12 protein-coding genes are annotated in these 13,817 nt (G+C 71.6%); 5 read left to right on the top strand and 7 right to left on the bottom strand.

Annotated elements, in window-relative coordinates; genetic code table 11:
• Nucleotides 1-10 precede the first annotated feature (10 nt).
• Entirely contained in the window at nt 11-859 is an 849-nt protein-coding gene (locus ACIPTO_RS18130) for a sugar phosphate isomerase/epimerase family protein (RefSeq protein ID WP_401193147.1), read from the top strand.
• 58 nt (nt 860-917) lie between these two features.
• On the opposite strand, the gene ACIPTO_RS18125 is transcribed toward ACIPTO_RS18130, so the two are convergent.
• Nucleotides 918-2,096: a phytanoyl-CoA dioxygenase family protein gene (locus tag ACIPTO_RS18125; RefSeq protein WP_401193144.1), complete on the bottom strand. Its 1,179-nt coding sequence runs from the start codon at nt 2,094-2,096 to the stop codon at nt 918-920.
• A gap of 108 nt (nt 2,097-2,204) precedes the next feature.
• Between ACIPTO_RS18125 and ACIPTO_RS18120 the strand changes: the two genes are divergently transcribed.
• On the top strand, nt 2,205-3,251 hold the full coding sequence (locus ACIPTO_RS18120; protein ID WP_401193142.1) for a LacI family DNA-binding transcriptional regulator: 1,047 nt from the start codon (nt 2,205-2,207) through the stop codon (nt 3,249-3,251).
• Between the two features lie 24 nt (nt 3,252-3,275).
• On the opposite strand, the gene ACIPTO_RS18115 is transcribed toward ACIPTO_RS18120, so the two are convergent.
• The 4 genes from ACIPTO_RS18115 to ACIPTO_RS18100 all read right to left on the bottom strand — a co-directional run bounded on the left by ACIPTO_RS18115 (nt 3,276) and on the right by ACIPTO_RS18100 (nt 6,737).
• On the bottom strand, nt 3,276-3,848 hold the full coding sequence (locus tag ACIPTO_RS18115) for a YbhB/YbcL family Raf kinase inhibitor-like protein (protein ID WP_401193140.1): 573 nt from the start codon (nt 3,846-3,848) through the stop codon (nt 3,276-3,278).
• On the bottom strand, nt 3,845-4,435 hold the full coding sequence (locus ACIPTO_RS18110; protein ID WP_401193137.1) for an isochorismatase family cysteine hydrolase: 591 nt from the start codon (nt 4,433-4,435) through the stop codon (nt 3,845-3,847). Before ACIPTO_RS18110 ends, ACIPTO_RS18115 begins: the two co-directional genes overlap by 4 nt.
• 65 nt (nt 4,436-4,500) lie before the next feature.
• Nucleotides 4,501-6,258, bottom strand: a complete 1,758-nt coding sequence (locus ACIPTO_RS18105; protein WP_401193134.1) for an MFS transporter — start codon at nt 6,256-6,258, stop codon at nt 4,501-4,503.
• A gap of 32 nt (nt 6,259-6,290) precedes the next feature.
• The gene (locus ACIPTO_RS18100) at nt 6,291-6,737 is read right to left on the bottom strand and encodes a MarR family winged helix-turn-helix transcriptional regulator (RefSeq protein ID WP_401193132.1); all 447 of its coding nucleotides are present in this window, start codon (nt 6,735-6,737) and stop codon (nt 6,291-6,293) included.
• A 361-nt stretch (nt 6,738-7,098) separates the two neighbouring features.
• On the opposite strand from ACIPTO_RS18100, the gene ACIPTO_RS18095 reads away from it, so the two are divergent.
• Both ACIPTO_RS18095 and ACIPTO_RS18090 read left to right on the top strand, forming a co-directional pair.
• A complete protein-coding gene (locus ACIPTO_RS18095) occupies nt 7,099-8,337 on the top strand; it encodes an MFS transporter (RefSeq protein WP_401193129.1) in 1,239 nt (412 codons plus the stop codon).
• A gap of 9 nt (nt 8,338-8,346) precedes the next feature.
• Nucleotides 8,347-11,469 carry an ATP-binding protein gene (locus tag ACIPTO_RS18090; protein ID WP_401193127.1) on the top strand — a complete coding sequence of 1,041 codons (3,123 nt, stop codon included), beginning with the start codon at nt 8,347-8,349 and terminating at the stop codon, nt 11,467-11,469.
• Here the strand turns inward: ACIPTO_RS18090 and ACIPTO_RS18085 are convergent.
• Complete coding sequence (locus ACIPTO_RS18085; protein ID WP_401193124.1) at nt 11,450-12,235, bottom strand: ABC transporter permease; 786 nt, start codon at nt 12,233-12,235, stop codon at nt 11,450-11,452. The genes ACIPTO_RS18090 and ACIPTO_RS18085 overlap by 20 nt on opposite strands.
• Complete coding sequence (locus ACIPTO_RS18080; protein ID WP_401193122.1) at nt 12,232-13,200, bottom strand: ATP-binding cassette domain-containing protein; 969 nt, start codon at nt 13,198-13,200, stop codon at nt 12,232-12,234. Before ACIPTO_RS18080 ends, ACIPTO_RS18085 begins: the two co-directional genes overlap by 4 nt.
• 163 nt (nt 13,201-13,363) lie before the next feature.
• On the opposite strand from ACIPTO_RS18080, the gene ACIPTO_RS18075 reads away from it, so the two are divergent.
• Nucleotides 13,364-13,810, top strand: coding sequence for an SRPBCC family protein (locus ACIPTO_RS18075; RefSeq protein WP_366317620.1), 447 nt, complete (start codon nt 13,364-13,366; stop codon nt 13,808-13,810).
• The last annotated feature ends 7 nt before the right edge of the window (nt 13,811-13,817 follow it).

Below are 13,817 nucleotides of genomic sequence, written 5' to 3'. Positions count from 1 at the left end.
AGGGACGGACATGACCGCTGACCGATTCCTGGCCACGTGCTGGACCACCGCGGGCGACACCGCTCCCGACGAGGAGGACCAGCGCAGTCCGCTGAGCCTGCGGGACCGGGTGGAAGCGGCGCGGGACGCCGGGTTCACCGGCTTCGGGCTGCTGTACGCGGACCTGGTGGAGGCCGAGCGCGCGTACGGGACCACCGGTGTCCGGTCCCTGTTCGAGGACAACGGAATCGACCACGTCGAACTGGAACTCCTCACCGACTGGTGGACCGAGGGACCCCGGCGGGCCGCTTCGGACGCCGTCCGCACCGGCATGCTGAGGGCCATCGAGGCGCTCGGCGCCCGCACCTTGAAGATCGGCCCCGACGTCACCGACCAGCCCTGGGAAATCGACGTCTGGGCACAGGAGTTCGCCGTACTGGCCGCCCAGGCCGACGGCGTCGGCGCCCGCCTGGGGGTCGAGCCGCTGCCCTGGTCCAACCTCAGGACCGTGCACGACGGGCTACGGCTCGTCGAGGCCGCCGGTCACCCGGCGGGCGGGCTCATCATCGACGTCTGGCACGTCGAGCGCGCCCACACCCCGCCGGCCGAACTGGCGGACGTACCCGGGTCACGGATCGTCGGCGTGGAGCTCAACGACGCCCACGACGACGTCGTCGGCACGCTCTTCGAGGACACCGTGCACCGCCGACTCCTGTGCGGGGAGGGCTCGTTCGACCTGCCGGGGATCGTCGCCGCGCTCCGGACGGCCGGTTTCCGCGGCCCCTGGGGCGTGGAGATCCTCTCCGACACGCACCGCGCGCTGCCGGTGCGCGAGGCCGCTGCGGCGGCCTGCCGGAGTGCCGCGGCACTGGTGAACTGACCCGAAGGGCCACAGGGGTGGCGGGAGCGAAACCACGGTCGCTCCCGCCACCCCTGTCTCAGCTCTGGCGGCGTTCCGCGGCGGCCCGCAGTTCCCCGCGCAGCCGATCGGGGGCCCACTCCTCGGCGACGGCGCGGCGGAGGGTGTCCGCCTGGGAGGGCGGGGCGAGACCGGCCACCGGCGGATCGAGGTCGAGGTTGGTGGGGAAGGGGTAGCCCTCGGCGGTCGCCGCGACGACTCGGCGCAGCCAGTCCTCGGTGACGCCCTCGGCCTTGCGCTGGAGCAGCACCGGGAACAGGGCGTTCGACATCGCCTCGCGGTCCACCGTCTCCATGGCACGGCCGAAGGCGGAGGAGATCTGGAGCAGGTTGGCCATGCGCTTGATGTCCGCCGAGCGGTTGTGGCCCGCGGCGTGGAAGAGCGCCGGGTTGAAGAACACCGCGTCGCCCTTCTCCAGGGGCAGTTGCACGTGGTGCGTCTCGAAGTACTCGACGAACCGAGGGAGCCGCCAGGCGAGATAGCCGGGCTCGAACTTCTGCGAGTGCGGCAGATAGAGCGTCGGGCCGGACTCCACGGGCATGTCGACGTGAGCCACGGCGCCTTGCAGGGTCAGTACCGGGGAGAGCCGGTGGACGTGCGCCGGGTAGGACGCCGCCTGTTCCTGGGAGAGGAAACCGAGGTGGTAGTCACGGTGCACGCTCTGCGCCGCGCCGCCCGGGTTGACGACGTTGACCTGCGAGGTGACCTGGTAGGCCGAGCCCAGCCAGGCCTCCGAGATCAGCTCCAGGACGTCGTTGGCGTAGTAGTCGGCGAACGTCTCGGGCGCCCGTACGGCCATTTTGTCCAGGGCGTTCCACACGCGGTCGTTCGCGCCGGGCTTGGCGAAGTGGTCGCCGCGGGCCGTGCCGCTCGCCCGCTCCTCCTCGATCAGCTCGCGGAAGGCGTCGGACGCCCGGTCCACGATCGCCCCGTCCGGGAAGGCGCCCTTGAGGACGACGATCCCGGGTCCGTCGAGCAGCGCGTGCACCAGTTCGCTCTGCACGTCCCTGCGGCCTTCGGCAGTGGCCGCGAGGGAGCGCAGCCGACGGCTGTCGTAGAGCGGGACGTTCTGTTCGACCTGCTCGGACAGGGGATGGTTGGCGGGGTCGGTGGTCTGCTCGACGAGTGAGCGGAACGCGTCGAGATCGCAGTCCGCCTCGGTCAGCCACGTCCGCGTCCTTGCGGTGATGGGGGACATCCGGGTCCTTTCGCCGGCAGTGCGTCCCTGCCAGTCTTGAGAACCCAAATCCATCATTCAAGGCTTACTGTTACATCAAAAGTGCATCATCGGTCCGAGGGATCACTCATGCGGCATCAGTACCCGATCAGGGAGATCGCCCGGCAGGCCGGGCTGAGCACGGCCACGGTCGACCGCGTCCTCAACCAGCGGGGCAACGTCACCGAGCACACCATCAGGGAGGTCCGGGAAGCCATCAAGGACCTAGACCGGCAGCAGAGCCAGGTCCGGCTGGGCGGCCGCACCTTCATGATCGACATCGTGATGCAGACACCGGAACGGTTCTCGACCGCCGTCCGGGACGCCCTGGAGGCCGAACTGCCCTCCCTGCACCCCGCGTTGGTGCGCTCACGCTTCCACTTCCGGGAGACCTGCCCGCCCGCCGAGCTGATCGGGACGCTGGACCGGATCGCGAAGCGCGGCACACAGGGCGTGATCCTCAAGGCGCCCGACGAGCCGGGGATCGCCGCAGCCGTCGGCCGGATGGTCGCGGCCGGCATCCCCGTCGTCACCCTGGTCACCGACCTGCCGCACAGCGCCCGCCTCGCCTACGTCGGCATCGACAACCGCGCGGCCGGCAGCACCGCCGCCTACCTGCTGGGGCAGTGGCTGGGCCGGCGGCCCGGCAATGTGCTGACCACCATCAGCCGGGGCTCCTTCCGCGGCGAGGAGGAGCGCGAGATGGGGTTCCGCAGCGCGATGCGGCTCGCCGACCCCCGGCGCTCCCTGGTGGAGGTCACCGACAGCGACGGCTTGGACGCCACCCAGCACGAACTCGTCCTGGAGGCGCTCAAGCGGGACGAGGACATCATCGCCGTGTACTCGGCGGGCGGCGGCAACCTCGCCACCCTCGACGCCTTCGACGCGCTCGGCCGGGAGTGCGCGGTGTTCATCGCCCACGACCTCGACCACGACAACACCCGCCTGCTGCGCGAGCGCCGCCTGTCCGCGGTCCTCCACCACGACCTGCGCCAGGACATGCGCCGCGCCTGCCAGATCATCATGCGCGCCCACAAGGCACTCCCCGAGGACGGCCCGTCACTGCCCTCGGCGATCCAGGTGGTCACACCGTTCAACATGCCGCCCGACGCGCCGTCCGTACCGGTCGGCGACTGATACGGAGGCGCGTCGAGCCCGGGGTCAGCGTTCGTGGACCCCGGTCAGCCGGCCCCGGCCGAGGACCGGCGCGGTGACGGTCGGCAGGAAAGCGCGGGGCCGGGCCCGGTCCAGCGGTGCGGTGCCGGAGGTGTCGGCCCCGGGCGCCGCCAGGGCGAACAGCTCGAAGACGTAGCGGTGCGGGCCGTGGCCCTTGACGGGTGCGGGGCCGTGGTAGCCGCGGCCGATGGTGGACCGGAGGATCCGCACCCCCGGGCCGGGCTGCCGAGCGGCCAGGGCGCCGGACTCCAGGTGCGCGGTGTCCGGGTCGATGAGGGCCAGGCAGTGCACGGCCGGCTTGGCCATGGGGACGTCGATGTCCTCGACGACCAGGAGGAGTTGGGCGGTGCCGTGCGGAAGCGCGGACCAGGTCAGCTCGGGGGAGAGGTCGGCGCCGCCGATCTGCTTCGCGCAGTGCTTCAGCGCCAGGGGGTCGCCGTCGTCGAACTCCTGGCTGGTGAGGGTGAGTTGTTCGGGTCCTTGGAGGTTGGGCAGGTGCCACGCCATGTGCGTCTCGCCCGCCCTGCGGTTCTTCAGGAGTCGGCCGAGCAGGCTCATCGGGTCGCCTCCACCATGGCGGCGACCTCGGCGCAGGTCGCGGTCTCGCCGAGCTTGGGGAAGACGCGCCCGACGCTGTGGCGGTGCGCCTCGGGGTCGGGATCGGCCATGGCGTCGGTGGCCAGGACGACGTGGTAGCCGTGGTCGACGGCCGAGCGTGCCGTCGACTCGACGCCCGAACTGGTCGCGACGCCGGTGAGCACGACCTGCGTGACGCCCAAGTCCCGCAGCAGCGTGTCCAGTCCGGTGTCGTGGAACGCGCTGCGCCGCCGCTTGGTGATCAGATGGTCGGTCGGCTGTACGTCGAGTTCGTCGACGAGGTCGGCCCAACCGGCGGGCGGCGCCAGGGTGTTGGCGGACCCGCCGGTGCCGATCCGCACCCGCGCCGGGCTGTCCGTACGGCCCGGCGCGCGGCCGGTGACGTTGACCAGGACCACGGGGAGACCGTGCCGCCGGAACTCGGCGGCCAGGCGGGCCGACTGCTGGACGGCGCCGGCGACCGGGGTGTCGGTGAGGGCGGAGACGATGCCCTTCTGGAGGTCGACCACGACGAGCGCGGCGGTGGGGTCGATGGTGGTGAGTGGCATGGGAGTTGGTGCTCCTGTGGACGGCTGGTGATGTCTTGGACGGCGGTGTCGCTTGTCCGGCGGTGTTACTTGTCCGGCCGCGCGAGGGCGTCGCCGGGGAGGGCCGTGCTCGGTTCCGGTTTCCTGGCCGCCGGGCGGGTGCCGGTGCCGCGCAGCATGGACGCGACCGCGGCGAGGAAGGCGAGACCGGCGCCGAAGGCGAACACGACGACCAGACCCGAGTGGAACGGCCCCGATATGAGACTCGGGAAGAACTCGCTTCCGGTGAGGGTGTGTTGCTGCGCCGCCGTCAGATGGGTGAGGACACCGCTCGGCTGGAGCAGGTGCTGGATCGGGTTGACGCCCAGCTGCGCGGCGAACAGGGAGGAGACCGGGGGCAGTCCGGCCACCTGGGTCGCCACGTGGGCCGGTACGCCCTGCTGTTGGAGCCCGGTGGTGAGGCTGGCCGGGAGCGTGCCGGCCAGTCCGGCGATCATCAGGGAGAAGAAGACGCCGATGGAGACGGCGGTGCCGGAGTTCTGGAAGGTGGCGCGCATGCCGGAGGCGACTCCGCGCAGCCGTGGCGGCACACTGCCCATGATCGAGGAGGAGTTGGGGGAGGCGAACATCCCGCTGGCTATGCCGTTGAGCGCGATCAGCAGTGCGAAGACCCAGTAGCTGAAGTCGATCGGCAGGCACATCAGGCCCAGGAAGCTCGTGCCGAACAGCACCGCGCCGCCGGTGGCGAGACCCCGTGAGCCGAGCCGGTCCGACAGATACCCGGAGACCGGGCCCGCCGCGAGGAAGCCCGCGGTCAGCGGCAGCATGAAGATGCCGGCCCACAGCGGGGTGTCGCCGTAGTCGTAGCCGTGCAGCGGGAGCCAGATGCCCTGCAGCCAGATGATCAGCACGAACTGCATGCCGCCCCGGCCGATCGAGATGGCCAGGCCCGCCAGGTTGCCGAAGGTGAAGGCCCGTCGGCGGAACAGGCTCAGCTGGATCATCGGCGCGGAGACGCGGTTCTCGATGACGACGAACGCCGTCAGGAGCAGCACTCCGCCCGCGATGAGCACGTCGACCAGGGGGTTGGTCCAGCCCATGGTGTGGCCGCCGTAGGGCTGGAGGCCCGCGGTGATCGCGATCAGGGCGGCGCTGAGGCCGACCGCGAAGGTGATGTTGCCCCACCAGTCGATGCGTCCGCCGTCGCGCCGGGCGGTCTCGCGGAGGGTGCGGTAGGCCCATACCGTGAAGAACACGCCGACGGGCACGTTGACCCAGAACACCGCCCGCCAGTCCCAGGCGGACAGCAGGCCACCGGCGACGAGACCGATGAACATGCCGCCCAGCGCGGCGACTTGGTTGATGCCCAGGGCGAAGCCGCGCTGTTCCTCGGGGAAGGCGTCGGTCAGGATCGCGGCGGAGTTCGCGGTCAGCATCGAGCCGCCGACGGCCTGCAACAGCCGCCAGGCGATCAGCCACATGGCGCCGTGGCCGCCGTCGAAGGGGTCGAAGGAGAGCAGGATCGAGGCGCAGGTGAAGACCGCGAACCCGGAGTTGTAGATCCGGACCCGGCCGTACATGTCGCCGAGGCGGCCCACCGTGACCACGAGGACGGCCTGGACCAGCCGGTAGCCCATGATCATCCACAGCAGGTATGCGATGTTGCCCGGCGCGAGCGGGTCCAGATGGATGCCCCGGAAGATCGCCGGGAGGGCGATCAGCACGATGGAACCGTCCAGCGCGGACATGAAGACCGCGGCGGTCGTGTTCGTCAGCGCGGTCCACTTGTACCGGTCGTCGGCGGCCGGGCGGCGCGGGGCACACGCCGTGCGAGGGTCTGTCATCGCTCTGTGTTCTCCTGGCTCCGTCGCCGCCGTCAGATGTGCTGGGCCAGTCGCTCCAACAGCGGTGCCACCGCGGCGAGTTGCTGCACCTCGGCGGGGGTGAACGCCCCGCTGGTCAGGGCGCGGGCGAGCAGCTCGGCCCGCGCGTTGCGCTTGTCCTTCAGTGCCTGCCGGCCGGCGTCGGTCACCGTCAGCACCACGCGACGCCCGTCGTCCGGGTCCGGCCTGCGTTCGACCAGGCCGCGGTTGCGCAGCGCGGTGAGCGTCGCCCCCATGGCCTGCGCGGTGATCTGCGCCTCGCGGGCCATCGCCGAGGAGGTGGCGGGGCCGCCGCGGTCGAGCCGTGCCAGCGCGCTCCGCTCGGGCATCGTCAGCCCGCCCTCGACCGGTACTTGCCGGGCCCGCCGCACCAGCACGCCGAAGCTCGCGAGCAGGGCGGAGGCGACGGCGTTCGGATCCAGATCCTGGTCGTCGTTCATATGCTAAGGCTACTTTATCAGTCTGCCTTAGTAAATCGACCGTCCGCCGTCGGTCGACAGCGGCCATCGCCGGGTGCCGGCGGTCCTGCGGTTCCTGAGCGCCGGACAGGCGATGCGCGCTCCCGGGGAGGGGCGTCAATTGCCTTTCGCGCGAGGCCCTCCACGCGTTAGGTTCGCCGTCGTCCCTGAACGCCGAGAAGCTGGAGCCCGGAGATGCCCGGTCGTCCGGGCGCGCGTTGACGTCGTGGACCGTGACCGGTCCGTCACCGCGTGCCGCCCCTGAGAGCGCGGCAGAGTCAAAGGGTTCCCCGTGTCCTCCTCCGCTTCTTCGTTTTCTTCGTCCTCTTCGTCCTCTTCCTCCGTGTCCGCTCCGCCGAGCCTGTGGCGGGACCGCGACTTCCGCGGACTGTGGCTCGGCCAGACCCTCTCCCAACTCGGCGAACAGACAAGCCTGGTGGTCCTCCCGCTGCTCGCGGTCCTGGCGTTCGGCGTCGGGTCCGGCGAACTGGGTGTCCTGCGTGCCGTGGGCCAGGCGCCGACCCTGCTGCTCTCGCTGTTCGTCGGCGCCTGGATCGACGGCTGGCGGACGCGGACCGTGCTGGTCCTGGCGGACGTGGGCCGCATGGTCCTGCTGGCAGGCGCGGCCGCCGTGGCCTGGCTCGACTGGCTGGGGCTGCCCGCGTTCTTCGTGGTCGTCTTCGGCGCCGGGGTCCTGTCCGTGTTCTTCGACGGGGCCTATCAGGTGTCCCTGGCACGGTTGGTGACACACGATCAGCTGGTGCGCGGCAACAGTGCGTTGGAGGGCAGCCGGTCCGCCGCTCAGATCGGCGGGCCCGCCCTGGGCGGCGCGCTGGTGTCCCTGCTGTCGGCGCCGGCCGCCATCGCCTCCGGCGCGCTGTTCTTCACGCTGTCGTTCCTGCCGGTACGCCGGATCCGCCGTACCGAGACGATCCCGGAGCGCCCGGGACGTTCCCTTCGCGTGGGGCGCCGGATCAGTGAGGGCCTGCGATTCGTCGCCGGTGAGTCCCTGCTGCGCACCGTCTGCCTGGCCTCCGCCGCGTTCCAGTTCTTCTTCGCCGCGACGATGACGGCCTATCTCCTCTTCCTGCCAAGGGAGTTGCACCTCTCCGGCGCCGCCGTGGGCCTGGCTCTCGCGGCGACCGGTCCGGGCGCGCTCGTCGGCGCGCTGCTGGCCGCGCGGCTGCCGGCCCGCTTCGGACACGGCCGGGTGATCGTGGTCGCGGCGGCACTCGGCGACGGCGCGTTCCTGTGCGTGCCCGCGCTGCACGGTCCGTCCGCGATGACCATGTCCGCACTCGTCGCGGTCAACGTCGTCTTCGGGATCGGCGGTCAGCTGGTGAACGTCACGCTCATGGCCGTGCGGCAGGCCGTGACCCCGCACGGGATGCAGGGACGTGCCGCCGCGACGATCATGTTCGTCGGCATGGGGTCGTCCCCGCTCGGATCGCTCCTCGGCGGCCTCCTCGCCCAGGAGTCGGGGCCGCGCACCGCTCTCCTCGTGACCGCGGTGGGCATGCTGCTGTCCCCGGCGCTGATGGCCCTGTCTCCCCTTGTACGACTGGGGCGTGACCTTGGCTAATCTGCACCGGTGACCATTGACCTCACCCTGCTGCCGCGAGTCGCCTGCCGAAGACAGGAGGTCACCGCGCCCCGGCTGCGCGGGCTGCTCGCGCTGCTCGCCGGGGACCTGAGGACCGGGTGCAGCACCGAGCGGCTCGTGGAAGGCCTGTGGCCGGACGAACTGCCGGAGCGGCCGGGCAAGGCGCTGCAGGTCCTCGTGTCGAGGGCACGGGCGCAGCTCGGCGCCGACCTCATCCTCAGCACGCCGACCGGATACCGGCTCGCCCTCGCCGCGGACCAGGTCGACAGCTCCGCCCTGCTGCTGCACGCCGCCGCGAGCGCGGACCGGGCCAGGGCGGGCGATCAGGCGGGTTCGCTGGCCGCCGCCGAGGCCGGGCTCGCGCTCTGGGAGGGCACCCCCGACCAGGGCGCCGACAGCGACGACCCGGTGGCCGCGCTGCGTGCCGAACGCGCCCCCGTCCGCGACACCCTCGTCCGCGCACGGGCGCTCGCGCTCGCCCGCCTCGGGCGCCACGCGGAGGCGGCGGAACCGCTGGCCGTCGCCGCCGCGGCCCACCCGCGCGACGAGGAGGTGCTCGGCGAGGTGCTGCGCGGGGAGGCCGCGACGGCCGGTCCGTCCGCCGCTCTGACCCGGTACGAGGCGTACCGCCGTGAGCTGCGCGACGAACTTGGCACCGACCCGGGGCCCGGACTCAAGGCCGTGCAACAGGAGTTGCTGCGCGGCGAGGCGCCCGTGGCCAGGCACGGGGTACCGCACGAACCGAATCCGCTGCTCGGCCGCGACGACGACATCGCCGCGGTGGAAGGGCTGTTGCGGGTCTCGCGTGCCGTCACCGTCGTAGGACCCGGCGGACTCGGCAAGACCCGACTCGCGCACGCCGTCAGCCGCAGGGCCGAACAGCGGCTGGTGTACTTCGTGCCGCTCGCCGGTGTCACCGAGGACGCGGACGTGGCCTCCGAGGTCGCCTCCGTGCTCGGTGCCGGTGCCCTGAACGGGCCCGCCTCCGGCGACCCGGTGGCCGGCATCCTCGGCGTGCTCGGCCCCGGGCCCGCGCTGCTGGTCCTCGACAACTGCGAGCAGATCGTCCGGGGCGCCGCCGACCTCGTCCAGGCCCTGGTCTCGTCCTCCAAGGACCTGCGGGTGCTCGCCACCAGCCGCTCACCGCTCGGCCTCACCTCGGAGGCCGTCCACGCGCTGCCCGAACTCGGACTCGCCGTCTCCGTCGAGCTGTTCACCCAGCGGGCCCGCGCCGCCAGGAGCGGCGTGGACCTCCCGTCCGACGCGGTGGCCGAGCTGTGCCGCCACCTCGACGGGCTGCCCCTCGCCGTGGAACTGGCGGCGGCACGGGTGCGCGTCCTGTCGGTGCCCGACATCGCCCGCCGCCTCGGCGACCGGTTCGCCCTGCTGCGCGGCGGCGCCCGGGACGTGCCCGAACGGCACCGCACCCTGCACGCGGTCGTCGAGTGGAGCTGGAACCTCCTCGACGAGGACGCCAGGGCCGCCCTGCGCATCCTGTCCGTCTTCCCCGGCGGCTTCTCCGGCGAAGCGGCCGAACAGGTCCTCGGCGAGGACGCGTTGCTCCTGCTGGAGCAGCTGGCCGACCAGTCGCTGCTGACCGTCGCCGACACCCCGGCCGGTGTGCGGTTCCGGATGCTGGAGACCGTACGGGAGTTCAGCGCGGCCCGCCGCACGGAGGCGGACGAGGACGAGCGAGCCGTAGACCGATTCCTGGACTGGGCGCGGGAGTTCGGGGTCGTTCATCACGATGTGCTGTTCGGGTCGGACTCGCAGGCGGCGTGGGAGCGGATCCGGGCCGAGCAGGACAACCTCGTGGCGGCGCTCCGGCATGCCCAGGCACGGCTGGACAATCCCGCCGTCGCCGCGCTCACCGCCGTCCTGGCCGGCCTGTGGTCCACCGGCACCAACTACCCCCGCCTCCTCGCCCTCACCGCCGACACCGGCCCGGCGCTCTCGCACTACCACCCCGAGCCCGCCTACCTCGAAGTCGCGCGCACGGCGGCGGTGTTGGGCACGGTCACCGTGTTCATGGGCCAGGGCCCACGCGCCGTACGCCAGCTCGTCACCCTGCGACGGCTCCCGTCGGCCCCACCGGACTCGCTGATGCGGGCCGCGTCGATCGTGCTGAGCGCGATCCCCGAGATACGCCCGCCCGGCTACGACGTGCTGCGCGAACTGAGCGAGGACGGCAGGCCGTTGCTCTCCGGCATCGCCGAGTGCGTGGCCTGCTACGTCTGGGAGTTCGAGCACGACATCGAGCGCGCCCTCGTCTCGGCCCGCCGAACGGTCACCGGTCTCAGGGCGGTCGACAATCCCTCCGTCCAGCTCATGGTGCACTCCCGGCTGAGCGAGCTGTGCCTGCGCACCGGGCGGGGCGAGGAGGCGTACGAGCATCTCCAGGCGTCCCTCGCCGTGTTGCCGCGGCTCGGCGACGGGCACGACCACATCGGCATCCGGTCGCTGCTCGCCCTCGCGTGCCTTCAGCGCGGGGAGGCCGACGAGGCCGAGTACTGGCTGCGGCAGACGGAGAGCGACAACCCACCGCCGGAGGACGACTTCTACCGCCCCGATCTCGGCGCCCGCGCCGAGATCGCCCTCGCCCGTGGGCTGACGGAGGTCGGACTCGGCCTGTGGCGGGGCGCCGTGGACCGTATGCTCGCGGCCGGATCGTCGCGCGGCGACGAAGTCCGGGCCGATCCCTGGGCGTTCATGGTCCAGTCGGTGGCCGTGACGGCCCACGCGCACGCCGGTCGGCAGACACTGGTCGCGGACACCGTCGACCGGCTCCGCGCAGGGCTGCGCGACCTGCTCGCCGCGTCGTACGGCTCGCCCTCTGAACTCCCCTTGCTGGGCACGATGGTGCATGCCCTCGGCACGGTCGGCTGCACGGAGGGCGACCCGACGGCCGTCCGAATGATCGCGCTGGCCCAACGGCTGGGCGTCATGCGGGAGTTCCAGCCCACGATGTCCGCGGACCTCGCCCGGCGGACGGCCGAGGACGCCGACAGGGCGGCGTACACCGACGCGGTGTCGGAGTACGCCGCCCTGGGACGGGACGAGTTGCGGGACGCCGCCCGCGTTGTCATGGCGACTACTTCGGGTCGCGGTTGAACGCGGCGGTGGACCAGCGGTAGCCGAGCACGGTGAGCCCGAGGCACCAGGCGAGGGCGATCCACCAGTTGTCGCCGATCTCCGTGCCGAGCAGCAGGCCGCGCAGGGTCTCGATGGCCGGAGTGAAGGGCTGGTACTCGGCGATCGGCCGGAACCATCCCGGCATCGTGTCGGCCGGGATGAACGCGCTGGAGATCAGCGGGAGGAGGATCAGCGGCTGTGCGCTGTTGCTCGCCGCCTCCGCGGTGGGGCTGGCCATGCCCATCCCCACCGCGATCCAGGTGAGCGCCAGCGAGAACAGGACGAGCAGCCCGAACGCGGCCAGCCACTCCAGCGCGGTGGCGTCGGTGGACCGGAAGCCGATGGCCACGCCGACGGCGCCGACGAGCACCACACTGGCGACGCACTGCAGCACACTGCCGACGACGTGCCCGACGAGCACCGAACCGCGGTGGATGGCCAGGGTCCGGAAGCGGGCGATGATGCCCTCGTTCATGTCGGTGGCGACGGAGACGGCCGTGCCGATCACGGTGCCGCCGATGGTCATCATCAGGATGCCGGGGACGATGTAGGCGATGTAGTCGGAGCGGTCGGTGCCGCCGATGCCCGTGCTCATCACGTCGCCGAAGATGTAGACGAAGAGGAGCAGCAGCATGATCGGGGTGAGGAGCAGGTTCAGGGTGAGCGACGGGTAGCGGCGCGCGTGCAGCAGGTTGCGGCGCAGCATCGTGGACGAGTCGCGGACGGCGAGGGAAAGGGTGCTCATCGGACGTTCTCCTTGGGCTGGTGGGGGACCTTGGCGCCGCCGGTCAGGGCGAAGAACACGTCGTCGAGGTCGGGGGTGTGGACGGTGAGTTCGTCGGCCTCGATGCCGGCGGTGTCCAACCGGTCGAGGACGGCGCGCAGTTCGCGCTGGCTGCCGTCGCTGGGGATCTGGAGCGCGAGCGCCTCGTCGTCGCGGCCGGCCTCGGGCAGGGCGGTCGCGGCCGATCGGTAGGCGTCCGGGTCGGTGAAGCGCAGGCGTACGTGTCCGCCGGGTACGAGTCGTTTCAGTTCGTCGGCGCTGCCTTCGGCGGCGATGCGGCCGTCGTGCAACACGGCGATGTGGTCGGCGAGTTCGTCGGCTTCCTCAAGGTACTGGGTGGTGAGGAAGACGGTCGTACCGCCGGAGACCAGCTCTCGGATGATGCCCCACATGGTGTGGCGGCTGCGCGGGTCGAGGCCGGTGGTGGGCTCGTCCAGGAAGATGATGCGGGGGTTTCCCACGAGCGTCATCGCGAGGTCGAGTCGGCGCTTCATGCCCCCGGAGTAGGTGGACGCCGGTTTCTTGGCCGCCTCGGTGAGGTCGAAGCGCTCCAGCAGTTCGGCGGCGACCTGGCGTCCCTCCCGTTTGGGCAGGTGGTGGAGGTCGGCCATGAGGAGCATGTTCTCCTCGCCGGTGATCAGGCCGTCGACGGCGGAGAACTGTCCGGTGACGCCGATCGCGGCCCGTACGGCCTGCGGGTCCACCGCCAGGTCGTGACCGCCGACGCGCAGTACGCCGGCGTCCGCGGTCACCAGGGTGGAGAGGATCTTGACGGCGGTGGTCTTGCCCGCGCCGTTGGGTCCGAGGAGGGAGAAGATGGTTCCGGTGGGGACGGTCAGGTCGATGCCGTCGAGGACTGTCCTGTCGCCGTAGGCCTTCCGCAGCCCGGTCGCTGAGATCGCGGCTTCCTGGGTCGTTGTCGTCATGCCGCAGAGCGTGCGGCAGAGCGCATTCAGCGCGGTTTCACCGTGGTTTCAGTGCCCTGGAACCGCGTCGGGGAGCAGGGGCGCAGCCGCGCCGATAGGCTGGTGGTGCTCGGCGCATCAGGGCACACCCAGCGAAAACTCCCCCCGCGGCACAGGAGGAATCGTGGCCGGACAGTTCGAGGCGACAGCCGAGATCAACCGCCCCGTCGAGGAAGTCTTCGCCTTCCTCGCGGAGGGCACGAACGACCCCAAGTTCAGCCCCCGGGTCCAGAAGATCACCAGGACTCCCGAGGGCCCGACGGCCGTGGGCACCGTCTTCACGAGCACCGTCAAGGACGCCGGAATGAAGACGGGCCGGACCTTCCGGATCACCGAATTCGAGGCTCCCCACCGCATCCGCTGGGCGGAGACGTCCAAGAACAGCGTGACGGCCACCGAGGGCGGCTACGACCTGGAATCCACCGGCCCGGGATCGACCAGGGTCCGGATCTTCAACGTCCTCGAAGGCCACGGCGTCGGCAAGCTGCTGGTGGGCTTCGCCCTGGGCGCGGCCCGTAAGGACGCGCCCGCTTTCGGGCAGCGCATCAAGACGGCGGTGGAGGCGTCCTGACGGACCG

Source organism: Streptomyces sp. NPDC090083 (assembly GCF_044747445.1).
In the GTDB taxonomy this organism is placed as follows: domain Bacteria; phylum Actinomycetota; class Actinomycetes; order Streptomycetales; family Streptomycetaceae; genus Streptomyces.
Note: the sequence above shows the minus strand (reverse complement) of the source record. Positions and strands in the feature narration are given on the sequence as shown.

Excerpts from the sequence above, each read along its gene's own strand:
- ACIPTO_RS18130 (WP_401193147.1), top strand. The coding sequence starts at position 11 with ATGACCGCTGACCGATTCCTGGCCACGTGCTGGACCACCGCGGGCGAC.
- ACIPTO_RS18125 (WP_401193144.1), bottom strand. The coding sequence starts at position 2,096 with ATGTCCCCCATCACCGCAAGGACGCGGACGTGGCTGACCGAGGCGGAC.
- ACIPTO_RS18120 (WP_401193142.1), top strand. The coding sequence starts at position 2,205 with ATGCGGCATCAGTACCCGATCAGGGAGATCGCCCGGCAGGCCGGGCTG.
- ACIPTO_RS18115 (WP_401193140.1), bottom strand. The coding sequence starts at position 3,848 with ATGAGCCTGCTCGGCCGACTCCTGAAGAACCGCAGGGCGGGCGAGACG.
- ACIPTO_RS18110 (WP_401193137.1), bottom strand. The coding sequence starts at position 4,435 with ATGCCACTCACCACCATCGACCCCACCGCCGCGCTCGTCGTGGTCGAC.
- ACIPTO_RS18105 (WP_401193134.1), bottom strand. The coding sequence starts at position 6,258 with ATGACAGACCCTCGCACGGCGTGTGCCCCGCGCCGCCCGGCCGCCGAC.
- ACIPTO_RS18100 (WP_401193132.1), bottom strand. The coding sequence starts at position 6,737 with ATGAACGACGACCAGGATCTGGATCCGAACGCCGTCGCCTCCGCCCTG.
- ACIPTO_RS18085 (WP_401193124.1), bottom strand. The coding sequence starts at position 12,235 with ATGAGCACCCTTTCCCTCGCCGTCCGCGACTCGTCCACGATGCTGCGC.
- ACIPTO_RS18080 (WP_401193122.1), bottom strand. The coding sequence starts at position 13,200 with ATGACGACAACGACCCAGGAAGCCGCGATCTCAGCGACCGGGCTGCGG.